This is a genomic window from Actinotignum timonense (genome assembly GCF_030216305.1).
GTDB lineage: Bacteria > Actinomycetota > Actinomycetes > Actinomycetales > Actinomycetaceae > Actinotignum > Actinotignum timonense_A.
Genome location: NZ_JASOKT010000014.1, coordinates 1 through 18,778, shown reverse-complemented (window position 1 = coordinate 18,778; position 18,778 = coordinate 1). Strand labels below are relative to the sequence as shown.

11 protein-coding genes are annotated in these 18,778 nt (G+C 64.1%); 2 read left to right on the top strand and 9 right to left on the bottom strand.

From position 1 onward, the window contains the following. Positions 1-706: 706 nt before the first annotated feature. The 9 genes from QP305_RS07275 to fbaA form a co-directional block, all read right to left on the bottom strand. Positions 707-1,363, bottom strand: coding sequence for a hypothetical protein (locus QP305_RS07275; RefSeq protein WP_274778575.1), 657 nt, complete (start codon positions 1,361-1,363; stop codon positions 707-709). 245 nt (positions 1,364-1,608) lie between these two features. Then, positions 1,609-2,439, bottom strand: a complete 831-nt coding sequence (locus QP305_RS07270; RefSeq protein WP_241227368.1) for a carbohydrate ABC transporter permease — start codon at positions 2,437-2,439, stop codon at positions 1,609-1,611. A gap of 146 nt (positions 2,440-2,585) precedes the next feature. Then, positions 2,586-3,428, bottom strand: a complete 843-nt coding sequence (locus tag QP305_RS07265; RefSeq protein ID WP_126135161.1) for a carbohydrate ABC transporter permease — start codon at positions 3,426-3,428, stop codon at positions 2,586-2,588. Positions 3,429-3,612: 184 nt separating this feature from the next. Continuing rightward, complete coding sequence (locus QP305_RS07260; RefSeq protein ID WP_274736490.1) at positions 3,613-4,962, bottom strand: ABC transporter substrate-binding protein; 1,350 nt, start codon at positions 4,960-4,962, stop codon at positions 3,613-3,615. A gap of 249 nt (positions 4,963-5,211) precedes the next feature. Beyond that, a complete protein-coding gene (locus QP305_RS07255) occupies positions 5,212-6,978 on the bottom strand; it encodes a glycoside hydrolase family 13 protein (protein WP_284904730.1) in 1,767 nt (588 codons plus the stop codon). A gap of 83 nt (positions 6,979-7,061) precedes the next feature. Next, the gene (locus tag QP305_RS07250) at positions 7,062-8,255 is read right to left on the bottom strand and encodes a hypothetical protein (protein ID WP_284904729.1); all 1,194 of its coding nucleotides are present in this window, start codon (positions 8,253-8,255) and stop codon (positions 7,062-7,064) included. Positions 8,256-8,275: 20 nt separating this feature from the next. Beyond that, positions 8,276-8,758 carry a tetratricopeptide repeat protein gene (locus tag QP305_RS07245; RefSeq protein ID WP_284904728.1) on the bottom strand — a complete coding sequence of 161 codons (483 nt, stop codon included), beginning with the start codon at positions 8,756-8,758 and terminating at the stop codon, positions 8,276-8,278. Positions 8,759-9,087: 329 nt separating this feature from the next. Continuing rightward, complete coding sequence (locus QP305_RS07240) at positions 9,088-13,611, bottom strand: SdrD B-like domain-containing protein (RefSeq protein WP_284904727.1); 4,524 nt, start codon at positions 13,609-13,611, stop codon at positions 9,088-9,090. A gap of 900 nt (positions 13,612-14,511) precedes the next feature. Beyond that, positions 14,512-15,540: a class II fructose-bisphosphate aldolase gene (gene fbaA, locus QP305_RS07235; RefSeq protein ID WP_257960156.1), complete on the bottom strand. Its 1,029-nt coding sequence runs from the start codon at positions 15,538-15,540 to the stop codon at positions 14,512-14,514. 319 nt (positions 15,541-15,859) lie between these two features. On the opposite strand from fbaA, the gene QP305_RS07230 reads away from it, so the two are divergent. Both QP305_RS07230 and QP305_RS07225 read left to right on the top strand, forming a co-directional pair. Next, on the top strand, positions 15,860-16,699 hold the full coding sequence (locus QP305_RS07230) for a Sir2 family NAD-dependent protein deacetylase (protein WP_284904726.1): 840 nt from the start codon (positions 15,860-15,862) through the stop codon (positions 16,697-16,699). A gap of 4 nt (positions 16,700-16,703) precedes the next feature. Continuing rightward, positions 16,704-18,623 carry a hypothetical protein gene (locus QP305_RS07225; protein ID WP_284904725.1) on the top strand — a complete coding sequence of 640 codons (1,920 nt, stop codon included), beginning with the start codon at positions 16,704-16,706 and terminating at the stop codon, positions 18,621-18,623. Positions 18,624-18,778: the final 155 nt, after the last annotated feature.

Sequence of the window (18,778 nt, the reverse complement as noted above, 5' to 3'; positions counted from 1 at the left end):
CGCATGTGTATACGCACCTATGTAGGTACTTATCTACTTCGGGCACATCAGGATGCCCGCTATCAATGTTCATACGCGGGAGACTTCTTATGTTTAAGAACGACGACGCCGTGCCTCTTTCCCGCCCCTAGGGTGCATAGTGCAAGCCCAGAACAGAAAAACCGCCGCAACCGTGCCTCAACTTGCACTACGTGATGATGGGTGGCACGCTGCCGGCTCGCGAGGCTCCCCAGACCTCACGGACCTCACAAATTTCAATAGCCGCATGAAACTCGACATTCACACGAGCCCCCGCCGGGGCAGTATGTGTTTTCAGAGCTGTACTGCATCTGTCATACATGCGAAGTACACCCCAGAAAAAGTACCCTCTACCCCCTACCCCCTGCCCCTCCCCACCGGAGCTGCGAGTAAGGCTCAGCAGGTGGGCATCGGAGTGGTACCGGAGAGCTGCGAGCGGCGTTCACGTGTATGAACTGCGCAGAGTGGTATCGGGGAACCCCGGCCCACACAAAGTGGTACTGGAGAACACCAGGCTGCGTAAAGTGGTACTGGAGAACACCAGGCTGCGTAAAGTGGTACTGGAGAACACCAGGCTGCGCAAAGTGGTACCACACAACAGGAAACCGGGTATTGATTGTAGCTCCAGTACCACTTTGTGAGCTGGCCCGGCGTGATGATGGGCGGCGGCCTGAGGCTTTCGTTTGGATTAGCCTTCGGCTTCGGTGAGGAGATCATCGAGTACAGGGCGTTGCAGCCAGGCCGTGAGGTAGAGCGGCACACTCAGCCCGGCCAGCGCCAATGCCCAGAAGATGGCCAGGCGCGAAACCGGCGCATAAAGCCAGGCCAGCGGGAGCGCCACCGCGGCCGCTACGCACGCGGCCGTGCGTAGCGGCCGGGTGATGGCGAGGAGCACCGCGTTACCTAGGTGCTCCAGGAAGGCGTTGGAGAAGAATGCCTGGAGCGTCACCAGCCAGACCAGCACGGCAAGCACGAGCAGCAGCGCCACGATAATGAGGCCGGAGAGGATGCCGGCCAAGCGCGGATCCGCGGCGAGAGTCGGGCCGGCCAGGCCAGAGAGCCCGCGGTTTTCCCACCAAGCCAATCCGAGCAGGCCGAGCGTGGGCAGCCACCAGGCCAGCGACGGCAGGAAAGCCGCGCGCACGTGCTGCCACCAGAGGCGCCACGGGCGGGGTGCCTCGCCGCGGAGCAGCTGGGCGCTCACTCGCGCGGAGGCCACCAGGCTGGCTCCCCCGCTCACCACCGGGAGCAACCCGAGCAGCGTCATGATATTAAGCTCCACCAGGATGACGGCATCGGAAAGTCCGCGCTGGAAGGGCGAATCAGGATCGAATATCCGGCGCATGCATCTCCTTCGGTTGGTGGCACATCAGCTGGCATAAAGAGTGCCGGGCGAATCGGCCAAGGCGGATCGGTGCAACGTGCGTGGAATACGCACTCGGCGCCCGGCGCGAAGCGCGTGGAGCCCACACCCGGCACTCCGTGCCCAAAGCACCACGTGGCCGATTTACGGCGCCGCGCTCCCGGTATCGGGTGCGCGGCGCCGCGTCGTCGTCGTGCTTCATGGTGCCCCGCACGAACGGCGGGCACCTACCCCTTGACGGAACCTGCCGCAACGCCTTCCACAATATAGCGCTGCGCAAAGAGGTAGAAAATAATAATGGGGATAATGGCGAGCACCAGCACCGCCATCTGGGCCCCCAAATCCTTATTTCCGTTCGAGCCCACCAGGAATTGGATCACCACCGGGACGGTCCGGTAGGCCTCCTCGCGCCCGATCACGAGGTTCGGCAGCAGGAAGTCGTTCCAGATCCACATGGTGTTGAGGATCGCGACCGTGACCGCCGTGGGCTTGAGCATGGGCATAACCACCTGGAAGTAGGTCTTGAACGGCCCGGCGCCGTCAATGGACGCCGCCTCTTCAATTTCGCCGGGAATCGACCGCACGAAGCCCGCGAAAATAAATACCGAGAGCCCCGCCCCAAAACCGAGGTACAGCACGATCAGGCCCCACGGCGAGGATAGCCCTAGCTTGTCCGCGATTTTCACGGTCGGGAACATGACCATCTGGAATGGCGCCACCATGGAGAACACCAGCAGGTAGTACAGCAGCGACGTCCACCAGCTCCGCACCCGCGCCAGGTAGTAGGCCGTCATCGCGCAGAAGAACACAATAACGAGCACCGAGGCCACCGTCACGAAGAAGGACCAGCCCAGGGCCCGCATAAAGCCCGAAAGGTTCAGCGCGGTCTGGTAATTATCTATCCCGGCGAAGGTTTCACCGGCCGGGAGGCTAAAGGGGTCGTCCGAGATGAAGAAACGCCCCTTGAAAGAATTGACGAGGATGAAGAGCAGCGGCACCACGTAAATAAGGGAAAGAATCCCGAGGAATCCCACCGCCGCCCAGCGCCCGGGCGTCATGCGCACCCGGTGGCGCGGGGCCTTGAGCTTCGGTTTCGCCACGGGATCGGCGCCGCGTACGTCCGTGCGTGTTTCCGTGCGCGTATCCGCGGGAACGACGGCGCGCTTGGACTCAGCGGCGACGGCGCGCTTGCCAGTTTCGGTACTCACAGGTCCACCTCCTTCGTGCGGGTGGCGCGCAGCTGGATAAGCGCAATCGAGGACACAATGAGGAAGAAAATCACGGCTTTGGCCTGCGATACTCCTTGCTGCCCGACCTGCTCATACATGCTCTTGACGATATTGAGCGCCGCCATTTCGGTTTCCCGCATGGGGGCGCCGTTCGTGAGCGCCAAGTTTTGGTCGTAAATCTTGAAGGTATTCGCCAGAGTCAAGAAAAGGCAGATCGTAATCGAGGGCATCATCATGGGGATGGTGACCGAGCGGAGGGTGCGCCACCGCCCGGCGCCGTCGATCTGCGCGGCTTCGTTAAGCTCGGCGGGCACATTCTGGAATCCGGCGATATAGATGATCATCATGTAGCCGATCATCTGCCAGTTGACCAGCAAGATGAGGCCGATGAATCCGTATTTCGCGTCGTTGACCAGCGTGGTTCCGTAATTGGAGAGGACCGCGTTGAGGAGGGACTGCCAGGTGTAGCCCAGTACGATCCCGCCGATGAGATTCGGCATGAAGAAGATCGTGCGGTAGAAATTCGTGGCGGGTAGCTTCTGCGTGAGCAGATACGCCAAGAAGAACGCGATGATATTAACGCTGATAATAGACACAATCGCCACCGAGGCGGTGAAGATCAAAGCCCCGACGTAGTTTTGTTGCTCTGTGAAGGCATTGACGTAATTTTGCACGCCCACCCAGGTGGCATCATCAAGCGTGGTGAAATTCGTAAACGAAAGATAAATACCAATAAAGAACGGGGCGAGGAAAGCTATCCCGAACGCCACGTACGTGGGCCCCACGAAGGCAAGCCCGTGTTTTTTCAATGTTCTCATGAGAAACCCCCTGTGACACGCGGGGCCCACCGCGATGGTGAGCCCCGCGCCTCACCTCAGGCAAGGCAGGTGTGGTAGCAGTAGGCGCGGGCGCTGCGTGGCGCTGCGTGGCGCTGCGTGGCGCTGCGCGGCACGCGCTGCGTGGCACGCGCAGCACAGCTAATAAGCGCCCGCGGCGGCCTAGCTACTTCACCCCGGCAGCTGCCTTCTCAGTATTCCACTGGGTGACGAAGTAGTCCTTCACCTGATCCCAACTTTCCTTACCGACTGCATACTGGCTGAGGTGCTGCCCCAGCCCGTTCTTGAAGTCCATGGAAGGAGCCACCTGGAAGTCCCATGCCACGTTGTAGTGTTCGGTATCCTTCATGTACTTGATGACTTCCTTACCGAGCGGGTCGGTGGGCGAGAGGCTCGCGTATTCCTTGAAGGGGGCAATGAAGCCGAGGTCCTCCGCGCAGAGCTTGGCGCCGGTCGGATCGTTGAGCATCCAGTTGAGGAAGTCCATCGAGGCCTTCTTATCGGCATCCGAGGCCTTGTTATTGATGGTCAGGTAGGCTTCGGTCCCCACCGAGATGCCGGCCTTTTCTTCACCCTTAACGCCCATGTAAATAGGCAGGAAGTGAATATCTTCCGACTTGACGGTATTGCCATCCACGCCATCAATCTGGGACCAGGCCCAGTTACCGTTCTGCACGAAAGCCACCTGGCCCAGCGCGAACTCCGCCATGGAATCGGTAACCGCCTTCGCGGTGGTTTGCGACGGTTCCACCGTGGAATCAGTGAGGTAAAGATCGAAGATCTTCTTCATATTATCCAGGTAGGCACCTTCGATGCTCCCGGTGTCCTGCACGCCCTTATCCCGCAGCTCGTAGAAGAGCGGCCAGTTCATAAGGTGGGTCTGCCAGCGCCAGTCCTCATTCGGGGATAGCGAGGTGACCGCGAAGGCGCCCTTGATGCCAAGTTCATCCTTCTTGGCCTGCATATCGTCCGCGACTTCCTTGAGCTTGTCAAAGTTCTTGATCTCATCCACGGACTTAGCCTTGGCACCCGGCAGCGCAAAGTACTTCTGCAAAATAGCATCGTTGTAGATGATGCCGAAGCCTTCCACCGCGTGGGGGACGCCGTAAATCTTGCCGTCTTCACCCTTGAGGGCCATGTCCTTATCCGTCATGGCTTCAATGAAGGGAGCATCGGAAATATCGCTGGCGTACTGCTTCCATTTGGCCAGGCCGATGGGGCCATCCACGCGGAAAATGGTGGGGCCATCCGCGCGGCCGAGCTCATTGGCGAGGGTGGGTTCATACGAGCCACCGGTCGCGGATACGATCTTGATATCCACCCCGGTTTGCTCATGGTATTTCTTGGCCAATTCTTGGAAGGCCTGGTCAGATTCGGGCTTGTAGTTGAGGTAGTAGACCTTGCCGGCCCCACCGTCACTACCGCCACTATCGGAATTGGATACACAGCCACCCAATCCCGCGATGGCCACCAACCCAGCTGCGGCGAGAGCAGCGATTTTCTTCACTGAATGCATCGTTACGTCTCCTATGATCGTCAATGCCAGCAAGAAAGCCGTAACCGCGACAGCACCGTAGCGCCCCGGCTCCCTTGCCTGTGTGGTGATACTAGTTTACACCACAGTGTGACTTATCTTGCGTTCTACAGTTCTAATTTAATGTCATCTTCGCGTGTGCGTCCGATGGTTGCGGCGGGCACACCCCGCGGCGGGCGTGCCCGTTGTTGCGGGCACGCCATTGGGGCGACGACGCCGCCAGCCGCGCCATCAGCACCCTTCCTCGGTATCCGTGCCGAAAGGCACCAGGTAGACCGTGGTATCCGGCGGGAGCACCCCTTCTTCCAACGGCGCGGAGCTGAGGAGCACCGCCCAGCCTTCGGGCAGAGGGAGGGGCTCGGCAAAGGCCGTCATAATCAAGAGGTCCCCGCGGGAGGTGGCGGCGTCGTCGCCCGCAAAATTGATGAACGCGACGCCGCTGCCGGCGTACTCGGGAGCGCGGCGCAATCCGCCCAGGCCCAGGTCGTAGCGGGCGCGCAGGTGCAGCAGCTCCGTGTAGTAGGCGAGCGCGGATTCCGGATCGGCTTCCTGCGCGTCCACCGCGAAACGGCGCCAGTCCGCGGGTTGGGGCAGCCAGCTTTGCCCCTCGGGTGAGAATCCGAAGGCCGGGGCGTCCGCGCGCCACGGGATGGGCACCCGGCAGCCGTCGCGCCCCAGCTCCGCGCCGCCGGTGCGCGCGAAAGTGGGATCTTCGCGGGATTCGGGCGGCAGCTGGGTGGCTTCGGGCAGTTCGAGCTCTTCGCCCTGGTAGAGGTAGTAGGACCCGGGCAGCGCCGCCGTGAGGGTGTGCCAGGCGCGGGCCCGGCGCGCCCCCACCGCCGCATCGGGCTGCGGGTCATCGGGGCCGATGCCGCTCGGGCCGTTCCCACACCAGCCGGTGGTCACGCCCGCCAACCCCAGGCGCGAGGTGGCGCGCAGGGTGTCGTGATTGGAGAGCACCCAGGTAGTGGGGGCACCCACGGCATCGGTGGCACGCAGCGAGGATTCGATCAGCGCATTAATGCGGTCCGCACGCCAGGGCGCGGAAAGGTATTCGAAGTTGAAAGCCTGTTGCATTTCATCGCTGCGCACGTATCGGGCCAGGTCTTCCTCGGTATCCACCCAGGCTTCGGCCACCATCATGCGGTCGCGCCCGTATTCATCCAGGATCGCGCGCCATTCGCGGTAAATATCGTGGACGGCGGGCTGGTTGGCCATGGGGGCGGGCGGCACGTTCGCATCCGGGTTGTAGCGCACCTCCTCCACCTTGTAGGGCCAGTCCGGGAGGGCCGGGTCTTTGGCCAGGCCGTGGGCCACGTCCACCCGCAGGCCGTCCACGCCGCGTTCCATCCAGAAACGAATGGTGTGAGCGAATTCATCATGAATAGCCGGGCTTTCCCAGTTGACATCTGGCTGCGAACGGTCAAACAGGTGCAGGTACCAGGTTTCTTCGTGCTCCTGCGGGGTGCCTTTCACCCAGGGAATGTCCTTGACCTGCGACCAGGCCGGCCCGCCGAAGGAGGACAGCCAATCCGTGGGCGGCTCGCTTCCACCTTCCCCGCGCCCGGGCCGGAACCAGAAATTATCGCGCTGCGGGGCACCCGCACCGGCCAGCACCGCTTCCCGGAAGAGCTTGTGATCCCAGGAGGTGTGGTTCGGGACGATGTCCACAATGACTTTCATGCCGTGCGCGTGGGCGGCCTCGATGAGCCGCTCGGCATCGGCGAGGGTGCCGAAGCGCGGGTCGACGTCGCGATAATCGGCCACGTCGTACCCGGCATCGAATTGCGGGGACACATAGAAAGGCGAAAGCCACACCGCATCCACCCCGAGCTTCTCCAAATAATCGAATTTTTCGGTGATGCCGGGCAGGGTGCCGAGCGGCCCGCCGCTCGACGCATAGGACCGCGGATAAATCTGGTAAATAACGGCATCGCGCCACCACTGGTCGCGCTGCTGGGGCGGGTGGATAACAGTGCCGGGGTGTTGTGCTGTCACGATCAACCTCTTCGTTGCCGGGAACCGGTGCCTGTTGGCACCGCACTTCCAAGCTTACGTGAAAGGTACGACGGCGCAGGCAGCTAGGCGAGCGCTCCCCCGGCGGCGCTGAGTTTGCGGCGGAATTCTTCCAGATCCCGGGCCGGGCCGGCCGGCAATTCCCGACCGTGTACCGCGGCCTGTGCAGCGGCAACGTCGAGCGTGGTGATGGCGGCCTGCCAAGCCTCGCGCGCCGCGGTCATATCCCGAGCTTCAGCGTGCAAATCGCCGAGCAGCCCGCGGCAGTGGGCAGCGGACAGCTCCTCGCCCAACCCCGCGTAGATCGCGGCGGCTGTGCGCATGGCGGGAACGCCCTGCGCGGGCGCACCGTTTTTGGCCTGGGCCACCGCAACGTGATGCCAGGACATGGCGGCTACTTCCCAGGCGGCCCGCTCAGCTTCGGTGGCGGTGGCTTCCGGCTCCCCGCCGGCCAGCTCCGTGGCGCGCGCCGCTACCTCCGCAAACTGCGCCGCCGCGGCTGGGTAGTCCCCACTTCCGAGCACCGCGCGGGCTCGCCCGAAAGCACAATCAATCGCATTAAATTCCTGGCCGGGCAGCGCCGCGAAAGCCGCCTCCGCCGCCCGGTAATCGCGCGCGGCCGCCGCGAACTGCCCGGCATCCAAGCGCGCCGCGGCAAGGGTGGCCCGAATAGCCACCCGCCCCAGATCCACCTCTGGCAGCGCACCCGCGGGCAGCAGCGCCGCTTCCAAAGCCGCGATAGCAGCAGCTAAGTCGCCAGCTTCTGCGTAGGAGATTCCGGCGTTATACAGCGCATTGGCCTGCTGGGCTTCGTGCCCACCCAGGGCTGCGTACACGCCGGCTGCCTCCCGCATGGCCTGAGCGGCTGCGGCGTCGTGTGCGGCGTCGTGCAAAAAATATCCGTACGTTTCCCAGGCGCGCGCGGCCCGTAAAGACGGCGGCGCCACGCGATACGCCTCCACGGCACGGCGCGCGAGGCCGAGGGGGTTCTCCCCCAGCTGCCCGGTGGCGAGCGCCGCGAAATACAGCGCGTCCGGGTCGCTCACCTGGGCAAAAAGCTCCGGCGCGGAACCGCCGGGAAGGTCCGTGCCGGGAAGGGTGCCGCCCGCGAGAATGCCGCCGGCGCTCCGGCCACCCGCGGCGCGGCGCTCGGTTTCCCGCGCCTCCACGAAACGGGCGCGGGCCTCATCTTCATTATGGCGCTCGAGGGCGGCGAGCCCGGCGCGCAGCAGCTCGGTAACGGTGGCGTGCATAGACATGTCGAGACGGATGAGCCGGCCTAGATAGACCGCAGTTTTTGGAGGACTTCGATCTGGAGCTCCTGGGTATTCGGCGCGGTGCGGTAGGCCGAATACGCCTGGTTGTAGGAGATGCGGGCGGCGTCGAAATCGCCGGCTTCCTCGTTGATCTCGCCGATATGCCAGAAGCAATTACCCATACTCACGGCGGCATCCCCGTTTTCCGGGAATTGCTGGAAAAGCGAGATCGCGCGGCCGAGCCGATCCGCAGCCTCATCCATCTCCCCCACGGCTTTGAGGGAAATCCCCAGCTGGCCGTTGGTGACGGCGCGCTCGAGGTAGAGCTCCGGGTCGCGCTCGAAAGCATCCGCGGCGGCGCGGTAAAGCTCGATGGCGTCCTTAATATTGCCGGCGCTGAAAGCCTGCTGGGCATCGTTGAAATAGGCAAGGCCCGCACGCTTGCCCTCGTGCGGATCGCGGGAGGCAGGCTCCGGATGCGCGGGAGTGACTGGTGTTTGCGTCATGTGCGGGCTTCTTTCTGACTTGTTCGGTTACGTGAGAGCGGCCGCCGGCGCGAGGCCGTGGCCTGGACCACTCACCATTCTATAACTTGTGAGCGGAAACACAAACTCGGGGAAGGTGTGCCTGACGTGGGCACGCGAAGCGTCGCCGCGGTTCCCGCGCGCCGCGCACCGCGCACCGTGCCGCGCACCGTGCCGCGCCAACGCTCGGGCAGGCACGCGAAAGGCGGGAGGCCGGGCGCTTTCACGCTCGACTCTCCCGCCTGATCGCTACGCGGCTGCGGATGTACCGCCGCGGTTATTCACCTGCGGAACTATCCGCCACGCCACCACTATTCTCCACGACGGCGCAGCACCAGCACCCCGCCGGCCAGCAGCGCAAGGACCGCTCCTGCGGCTCCCAGCACTCCCGCACCGGTGTGCGGCAGGCGCGGGCCGGAGCCGGCCTGCGCGGGCGGAGTTGGGTTCGCGCTCGGGGTCGACGACGCCGCCGGCCCGTCCGTGCTCGGGCTCCCCTGCGGCGCGGGCGCCGTGGTGCTCGCCGTGGGCACCGGGGTGCTCGGAGCCGGGGTTGTCGGTTCCGGAGCGCTCGGCTCCGGCGAGCTCGGAGCGGGCACCGTGGGTTCCGGAGCGCTCGGCTCGGGCGTTGTCGGTTGCGGCCCGGGTGCCGGCGCCGTGGTTGTTGGCACAGGTTCCGGCGTGGTGGGCTGCGGCTCGGGCGCGGGCGGGGCCGGCTCCGTCGTCGTTGCGCTCGGCGTGGGCTCCGGATCGGGCTGCGCGCGATCCGTCGTCGGCTGCGACGCGGGTGCCGTGGTCGTCGGCGAAGGAGCCGGCGCGGGCGTGGTCGGTTCCGGAGTTGTCGGCTCGGGCGCCGGCGGAACCGGAGGCTCCGGCGGGACCGGGGGCTGCGGCGGGACGGGCGGGACCGGCGGCGCGTAGTGGAAGCCGAAATCGGCATCCAGCACATCGGCGGTGCTCAGGGTGATCTCCCCGGAGCTGGCCTTTTCCTTATCGCCCGAGCCTTCCCGGACATGGGTTGTTTCCCAGGTCCCCTCGCGCTTCGGGAGGGTAGCGCGATCAACCACAACCGAGTACGTGCCAGGTTCCAGGCCCCGCACAAGGTACTTGCCGCTGGCGTCCGTCGTCGTCGTAATAAATGGTTCCGTATCGCCGGGGCGGAACACCTTCACGGTGACGCCCGCCAGGCCCGGCTCGCCCGGATCCTCCGTGCCGTTGTTATTCGTATCCTCAAAAATGCGGTCGCCCAGGTTCACGCCCACGGTCAGGCAAGCATTCGCCTTCGTGCCCGCGAACTTCTGGCCCTTCGAATCGAGGCGATCCTTGGCCGGAGTGAGGGCCTCGTTGCACACCTGCTGGGAGCGCGCGGTTTCATCAACCACCGCGTACAGGTGCAGCACCTCTTCGCTGCCCGGGACGATCCCGCGTTCGTGGGTGAAGCGCAGGTAGGCATCATCGGTGGCATTCGGGTCCGCGCCCTCCACCGGGTCGCCGGTGTGGGGATCCACCACTTCGGTCACCGTGTCATTGATGCGCCAGGTGCCGGTGGCGGCATCGTATCCGCCGTTGGTGCTCCAGTAGCCCACGTAGGTGACGCCCTTGGGGAGCATATCGGTGATTTCCACGCCGGTGGCGAAGCCGGGGCCGGCGTTCTTGGCGCGCACCACGTACTCCACCACGGAGCCGGTGGCCCACCGCTCGGTTTCGTTTTGCTTCTCGATATCGGCGAGCTGCACGCCCTCGGCCAGGCCGGCGTGCGCGGGATCAGCGGTCACCTTCTCGCTCAGCACGCCGAGATCAGCGGATTTCGCGTGAATATTTTCCTTGGTGAGGTCCAGGTCGAAGGGCATGGTCAGCCCCACCTTGGCCGGCTCGGTCGGCATGACCGGCGCGCCAGTTTCAGCGTTCTTACCGGTCACCGCGTAGCTATTCCAGGCGATACCGCGGGCGGCGGCCGGAGCCGTCACATTGGCGTTGATCGTCCAGGTATCGGCGCGGGTGAGCTTGGCATCCTGCGGGAACTCCACCCGGAAAGCACGCACCTGGGAGAAGTCCCCGCCCAGTTCCTCGGCGGTCTTCCAGGTGCCCGGCTCGCAATTCTGCGGGCTGGAATCCTGGGCGGCGCCCAGCTCCATAACTTCGCCGCGGCACGGGTTGATCGACGTGGAGTAGAGCACCGAGGTGGGCTGCGGGGTGCCTTCCCCGAAGGTCAGCGGGCCGTTGAGGCGCGGGCGCCACGTGGAGCCGCGCTCGTTTTCCGGGGTATTGGCCCCGCTCACGCCGTGGTCACCCGGGTAGGGCAGCACATCGTAGGCCACCACCCCGGAGACCCCCGCATTACCTTTATTGACCAGGTCCAGCTTGAGTTCGGCATTGGAGGCCGGCGAAACGGTCCCGTAATTCGGGTTGGCCTGGAACTCGGTATCGACGTCGCCCTTCACGTAATTCTTACCCGCGAGCGCCGGCAAGCCCGCCACGTTGAACTTCGTGGAGGTGGTGCAGCCGCGCGCTTCGGGGCGGTTGAGGCCGTCGAGGTTATCGGCAAGTTTGCGGCTGTCCGTGCGCGCCCACCAATTGCGGATGCACTGGTTCGGAGCGACGGCGGTGCCCAGGTTGGGGCGCTTGGCGTCCGCGAGGATCATGTCGTTGGTGTTTTCGCCGGGCTCGGTGGCCGCGGTGATTTTCGCACCGAAGTAGAGCACCATTTCCGAGGAGTTGGAGCGGCTTTGATCGCCGGTGCTGGGCGGGGCGAAGTAATCACCCGTACCATCCTCCGGCCAGGTAAAGCGCACCAGTTGGCGCTGCTTGCCGTCCACGGTTTTCATTTCGGTTTCCACCCGCATTTTGTCGAGCGGGAGGGTGGCCGGCCAGTTCGCGGAGGTGGTGATCTGCTGCTTGGGATCGTATTCCATGCCGGGGGCGAGCAGATCCATAATCACCGGGTAGAGCTTGGCGCCCTTGCCGGTGTAGAAGCCCAGCCCGAAGGTGTAGGTCTGGCCGGTTTGGAAGAGCTCACCGGGCTTGGTATCGAGGTTGCCGACCATCTGGCCGTCCAGGTGCGAGGTTTTCGACACCCCGTAGGTGGGGTAGCCGTCCACAATCGCGACCTGCGCCGCGGATTCCCGCGTGGTGATCTTCGCGGGCAGGTCCGGGGTCGGGTTGCCTTCGAAATCGAGGGATTGCGCGGTTACGACGGCGCGATTCTCCAGCGTGGGGACCTCGTAGCGCGGGGCGTAGCTGTAGGTGGCGCCGTCGGGCGCGGTGGTGCCGTTGTGCACATCGGCCGGGAAATCCGCCACCACGGTTCCGCGGATTTCCAGCGTGATATCACTACGTTCACCGTTGACCACGTCCACGTCCAGGGCGATGGAGGTGATCTCTTCTCCCGCGGGAACGGTGAGCGGGAAATCGCGTGTGGTAGTTGGATCGACGACGACGCTCAGCTGCTTCCCACTCGTGGTGGTGTAGGTGACTGTTGCCGGGACATTCTTACGGAGCGGGCGGACCAAGCCGGCCTTGACATTGCGCAGGGCCGGGGTGGCGCAGGCGCCGGGAGTTTCCGGGGAGACGTAGCGGCAGGGCAGGTTATCGGCCACGTGCATACGCAGCGGCACATTTCCGGTATTCGACCAGGAAATATCCCAGCTGGCTTCCCCGTCGCGCTGGGTCACGGCCTTATTGGCGGTTTTGCGGAAATTGCCTTCGGCACGCAGGTTTTGCAGCTGGCGGGTCACGGAATCGGTGGCGGTGACGGCCGCGTGCTTGGGATCGAGCGGGGTGCCGGTGGCTTGCACATTGTTGGTGGCGCTGGCACCTTCAGCGAAAGTACCGGCGGGGAAGGCTACCGTGACGCGGTAATCTGCGATGGCGCGCACGACGGGTGAGCCGGGAACCACCCAGGTGACGGTGCGGGTGGCCGGATCGTAAGTGCCGCCATTGGTAGCACGTACGAATTCCGCACCTTCGGGCAGGGTATCGACCAGGCGGATCTCGGTGAGGCCCATGAGGCCGGGGGTGCCGGTGCCCGGGTCCTGGAATTTGTTTTCGTTGGTATTGAAGGCGCCTTCGTAACCGGCGGTAATGGTGTAGGTGTACTGGCCGCCGATGGCCGGCTGGGATTCGGGAGCGAATTTACGGACCGCGATGGTGGGGGTGGCGTGGACCGGGGTGGCCAGTTCCACCGGGTCGGCTACCAGGCCGTTCGTTTCGCCGGCCACCTTCGGGTGGATCGCTTCACCTTCGGGCCAGCGCAGGTTCTCCGGGCGTACCTGCACGCGCATGGCGCCGGTGGTTCCCACCGGCACGGTGCCCAGGTTCCAGGTGTAGGTATCGCCTTCGCGCACCGGGACTGCGGATTGGTCATGGGAAGAATTGGTGGCGCTCACGTGGGTGAGGGGGAGCTGATCGGCACTGGAAATGGAATCGACCAGGCCGGGGATGGTCACGCTGAGAGTGGTGTTCTCGCATTGACCTTGCACGCCGGCGCAGGACCACTGCACGTCATAGCTGGCCAGGGCACCGGATTTCACGCCGTTGGTTTTCTGGTCGGCAGGTTCGGCCACCGCGACTTCCAGGCGGGCCGAGGCCGCTTCCGCGGCACGCTCGGCGTTTTCGGAGTTTTCAGTGTTGTCGCCGGTGGCGTTGGTGTTGTCGCCGGTGGTGTTTGCGGCGTTATCACCACTCGTTGTGACTCGCACGTTCGCGGCCATGGCCGGCGCGGTCAGCGGGATCGCCCCGCCCACCGCGACGACGGCGGCAATAAGCGCCGCCACCGCACCCGTGATCAACCGGTGCGCCGCGACTCGCGAACGCGCCGCTCCCGTTCTTAATTTTTGCATTCTTAGATCCCTTATTAGTTACCCGTTTTTACCGGATTCCACGCCCCGGCGGCGCGGTGAGACGCCCCCAAACACGTGGCTCAGCTGCGGAAACACCTTGATGACTCGAGGCACTCCTGGCGCCCCGCGATTATAAATCGTTTGGAAGGTGTTCAAGCACGACTTAAATAACTATGTGGTAAATCTTATCTTCCGAGGTAACTGTCTCAGAGTATGACCATATGCGCTGGTGGTGGCGGTGCTGGGGGCGTTGACGGCGGGAATCCCACAACTCACACAAGTCTCACGGATTTCAATAGTCACACGAGCCTCTGCGGGGGTGGTAGGTGTTTTCCGAGCTGTAGTGCAGATGTTGTACATGCGAAGTACATCTCGGAAAAACACACCCGCCTCCCGCCGGGCGGGGTAGGTGGAGTGGGTCATTTTCAGCTTCAAGGCTGCCAAGTGCGCGTTCTGGACATTGGCCCCCGCGAAGTGCGCATTTCGAACCGTGGTGCCCGTCAAGTGCGCGTAAGGAACATGAATTCGCTCTGAAACAGTGCTCTCCCGCGCACTTTGTTTTCGGGCAATAGGGGGCAACCGGAACTAGCCACTATCCACCTATTACTGCCCAGCAAAGTGGTACTGCACGACAGAAAATCGGGGGTTGGCTGTAGTTCCAGTACCACTTTGCGATCCGACATGATGACGGGCAACCCGCATCGCCATCAGCTCCGCAAGCTGAAGCTTTCCAACGCGAAAGAGGGCAAGCGAGCAAAGAAAGCATCGGAAAAGACGCACGAAGTGCAGCACAAAGGGCCGGCAGCCCAAAATGAGCTACCGGCCCTTGTTACCGCTGTTACGGTTCATACACGGAGCCGCGAACGGCGCACCAACATGCCCGCTCCGCGGGCACCACCCTTACTTCATGCGGGTGCCGGTGGAGCCGAGGCGCTCGCACGCTTCGACAACGCGGGCGGCCATGCCAGCTTCGGCGGCCTTGCCCCACGAGCGCGGGTCGTACTGCTTCTTGTTGCCCACTTCGCCGTCGATCTTGAGAACGCCGGAGTAGTTGGTCAGCATCCAGTCGGCCACCGGGCGGGTGTAGGCGTACTGGGTGTCCGTGTCCACGTTCATCTTGATGACGCCGTTTTCCACCGCGGTGCGGATTTCTTCGGCGGTGGAACCGGAGCCACCGTGCATGACCAGGTCGAAGGGCGATTCCTTGCCAACCTTGGCACCGACTTCCTTCTGGATCTCACCGAGGATTTCGGGGCGCAGCTTGACGTGGCCGGGCTTGTACACGCCGTGCACGTTCCCGAAGGTCAGCGCGGTGATGTAGCGGCCGTTTTCACCCAGGCCAAGCGCTTCAACCGTCTTGAGGCCGTCCTCAGCGGTGGTGTACAGCTTCTCGTTGATTTCGCCGACGACGCCATCTTCTTCGCCGCCCACAACACCGATCTCAATTTCGAGAATGGTATTGGCCTTCTGGGAGAGCGCCAGCAGCTCCTTGGCGATTTCCAGGTTCTCATCCAGCGGCACGGCCGAGCCGTCCCACATGTGGGAGTTGAAGTAGGTCTGCTTGCCGGCCTTATGCTGCTCAGCTTCGAGCTCCATAAGCGGGCGGATCCAGGAATCGATGTTCTGCTTGGCGCAGTGATCGGTGTGCAGGGCGATGGTCACATCGTAGTTCTTGGCGACGGCGCGCACGTACTCCACCAGGGCGATGGAACCGGCCACGCGGTCCTTGACGGTGGAGCCGGAGAGGTATTCGGCGCCGCCCACGGACACCTGGATGATGCCATCCGATTCGGCTTCCGCGAAACCGCGCAGGGCAGCGGTGGCCGTCTGGGACGAGGTGACATTGATGGCCGGGTAGGCAAACTTATTTGCCTTGGCGCGGTTGAGCATTTCGTCGTACTGTTCGCGGGTTGCAACAGCCACTGAGATCTCCTTTATTCGGCGTTCCTCGAACCATCTGTCCGAGAGGTTTTCTGTGTGAGCACGCGAACCACCGCGATGTGGCGAAGGCTCCGTGCGAGTGCCGCGACCGGCACTCTTTGAGGGTTCCTCAAACAGATTTTATTATCCCACGTTTGGCCCCGCCGTGGCCGGACCTTTGCCCTGAGGCGAAAGATTCACCCCGCCGCGCATTCGGGATACGATGAGCGAGGAAGCGGCATGCCGGCCCAGTGCACGCACGCGTGCCCGCATGGGACCGATCCGCGCCGGCCGCCGCGCCGCCAACCGCCAGCACGAGGGAGTCACCATGATCACCAGCGACACCACCGAGGCCGCTCGCGAACTAGCCGAGCTCATGGCCGGGCGCACCACCGTAGTTATCGCGGGTGCGGGCGTCTCCACGGCATCCGGCATTCCCGATTACCGCGGCACCGGCTCCTCCGATGCCCCCTCCATTGATTACGACGCCTTCGTTTCGGATCCGGTATGGCAGCGCTGGGTGTGGCAACGTAATCAGGAAACGTGGCGCGCGCTGAGCGGCGTCGTCGCCAATAACGCCCACACGGCACTGGCGCGTTTCGAAAAAGCGGGCCTTATTAATGGCGTCGCTACTCAAAATGTCGATAATCTCCACCAGAAGGCCGGTTCCACCAGGCTCGCGGAACTGCACGGGAATTTTTTGCGGGTCGTATGCGTGGAGTGCGGGGCGGAGTTTCCGCGCGCGGAGATTGCGGCGCAGCTCGACGCGCTCAACCCGGGCTGGCCCGAGGATCCCGATCCGGCGCACGTGGCGATTTTGGCTTCCGCGGACCGCGCCGGGGCGGAGGCCTCCACGTTCCGGGTGGCGCCGTGCCCGCGCTGCGGCGGTCTGCTCAAACCCGCGGTGGTGTTTTTCGGCGAGGCGTTGCCGCGCGATGCGATGGAGCAGTCTTTTGCGTGGGCGCGCGAGGCCGATGTGGCGCTGGTGGTGGGCACGTCGCTCGCGGTGCTGACCGGTTCGTGGGTGCTGGGCGAGGCGCTCCAGCACGGCGCGGCGTGCGCAATTATTAATATCGGCCCGACCACCGCGGATCATTACGCCGATCTGCGCGTGGAGGGGGACGTGGGGACGGTGCTCGCGGGCGCCGCGAATCTTTTAGGAGCGTGAGTCCATGCGTGGTTCAGCTTTTAGCGACGACGACGGCGCACGCGGCTGGTTCAAACGCCGCCGCCAACGCAAACGCGCCCAGGATCTGGCCGAATGGCAGACCCGCGCGCACCGTTCGGCGTTTTCGGAAAGCCCGCCGCGCGCCGGTGCCGGCTCGGCTTTCTCGGAGCCGGAAGGCGAGCGCCGGCCGGTGGTGGCGCGGGCGAAGGAAGGCGCGCGGGGTGGCGCGGGTGGGCGAGTTAACGCGGGTTCGCGGGGCAAAGAGCGCTCGCGCACTCGCCAAAGCTCCCGCACGAAACCGCATCCGCGCGATGAGCGGGCGATGCGCCAGGCGTATGCGAGTAGCGCGCAACTGCTGCCCACCGTTCCGCCGGTCCCCTATCCCGCGAGCGCGGGTGCGCAGCAGGCCGGCGGCGCAACCGGACCCTACGGCGCGGCGCATACCACCGGCGCAACCGGATCCTACGGCGCGGCGCATACCACCGGCGCAACCGGATCCTACGGCGCGGCGCATACCACCGGCGCGCGGGTCAATACCGCGCCGCCGCCCGAGGCGCCGAAGAAAAAGAAGGACCGCGGCCTCTTCTGGTGGCTCATCATTGTTTTTGTGTGCTTCCCGGCCGGGTTTTTCCTTGCCGATATGGAAGATGAGGTAAGCGATCCGCCGGCCGAGGTGGGGAGCGCGCAGAACGCTGAAGATTCCGGCGGCGTAGATTCCGGCGGCGCCGGGGGCGCTGCGAACGCCGCGGTTCCCGAGGCCGGCGCGCAGCCGCTGGCTACTTACGCACCCGTTCCGCAGAATCTTGCCGAAACGCAGGCGGTTCGCACGGAATCACACATTCCTGCCTTCCTGGATCGGCCTTTCGTTATCCCCGCCGGGCACGTTTTCGGCGGCTACAACGCTAAGGCGGATTCCACTAGCTTTTATGACACGGAAACCGGGCAGCTGCGCTATAGCTTGCCCGGGGAGCTCAGCTGTGCCCCCGCTGGCGACACCGCGAATATGTGGTGCAAGCCGAATTCCTGGGGGAACCATTACGCCAGCTCGTATATTTCGGACGTACCCGCCACCTTGCGCGCGGCCGTGGATGGTGCCGCGATCTGGCAAAGCGGAGAGGACGCGCAGGGCTTCGCGCCCGGGGTGCTGCTCTCCCGGGCTGATATTCGCGAGGAACGTTTCTCCTGGCTTTCCCCCACGGATGGCGCGGTGTTGGCGGAGGTGACCGTCCCTGCCTCGCTCGGGAATTTTCACGTGGCGCCGAGCGGGGAGCTGCTGCTTTTTGATCGGGAGAGCACCACGGTCAACTGGACTGTTTTCGATTCCGGAGGCCGCACGCGTGGTTCTGGTTCAGTGAAGGCCGAGGATGTGGAAAGCTCCTCGGTCATGCCAACCACGGATGGCTGGTTCATCCCGGAGGCCAATCTGGCTATCACGTTGGAGGGGAAGTCGAGCACCGGGGCGCCGTTGCCCGGAGAAGTGTCGGTGCGGGAGGCTAGCTGCCCAGCTCCGCAAGCGAGTAACGCGCAGCTGCGGGAGAATCTGGAGAAGCTGCTCGGGCAGCAGCCGGCGGGTTCTGCCGCGCGGTATCAGGTGGGAATATCCTCCTGCGTGCCGGGCGGGGTGGCGTATCTTTCTAGCTTGACCGGATCTACCACCACGGTAGTGGCGGCGGGTCAGCTGCGGGAGGTTCCGCTCGCGAGCGCTAGCTTGGATTTTGCGGCGCTCGGTAACGGGATTGTGCTGACGGGTTACCGTGAGGATTCCCGTGATGCCACCTTTGCTTTCGACTGGAACCAGGGCGAAGCCCCGGTCTGGTCAGTGCCCGCCACCATAACCGACGCCGTGCCCGGCTACGGCTTCGTCGGCACCGACTATTCCACCTCCGATCCCAAACCGGCCTACTACGCTTTCCGGGTGAAGTAGCATCCAGGGTTCTGGGATCTGGCGCTCTTGAGCAGCAGCCGCGCTCTTGAGCCTTTGCCGCAGCATTGCTAGAGTTTAGCCTGACTTGGCTCATTTAGTGCGACTTTGGCAGTGACTCGATAAGCACGGCCACATCCGCCGGCAGCGGGGTGCGA

Coding starts and splice junctions, on each gene's coding strand:
- QP305_RS07230 (WP_284904726.1), top strand. CDS start 15,860: ATGATCACCAGCGACACCACCGAGGCCGCTCGCGAACTAGCCGAGCTC.
- QP305_RS07225 (WP_284904725.1), top strand. CDS start 16,704: ATGCGTGGTTCAGCTTTTAGCGACGACGACGGCGCACGCGGCTGGTTC.
- QP305_RS07265 (WP_126135161.1), bottom strand. CDS start 3,428: ATGAGAACATTGAAAAAACACGGGCTTGCCTTCGTGGGGCCCACGTAC.
- QP305_RS07275 (WP_274778575.1), bottom strand. CDS start 1,363: ATGCGCCGGATATTCGATCCTGATTCGCCCTTCCAGCGCGGACTTTCC.
- QP305_RS07270 (WP_241227368.1), bottom strand. CDS start 2,439: ATGACGCCCGGGCGCTGGGCGGCGGTGGGATTCCTCGGGATTCTTTCC.
- QP305_RS07250 (WP_284904729.1), bottom strand. CDS start 8,255: ATGTCTATGCACGCCACCGTTACCGAGCTGCTGCGCGCCGGGCTCGCC.
- QP305_RS07240 (WP_284904727.1), bottom strand. CDS start 13,611: ATGCAAAAATTAAGAACGGGAGCGGCGCGTTCGCGAGTCGCGGCGCAC.
- QP305_RS07260 (WP_274736490.1), bottom strand. CDS start 4,962: ATGCATTCAGTGAAGAAAATCGCTGCTCTCGCCGCAGCTGGGTTGGTG.
- QP305_RS07245 (WP_284904728.1), bottom strand. CDS start 8,758: ATGACGCAAACACCAGTCACTCCCGCGCATCCGGAGCCTGCCTCCCGC.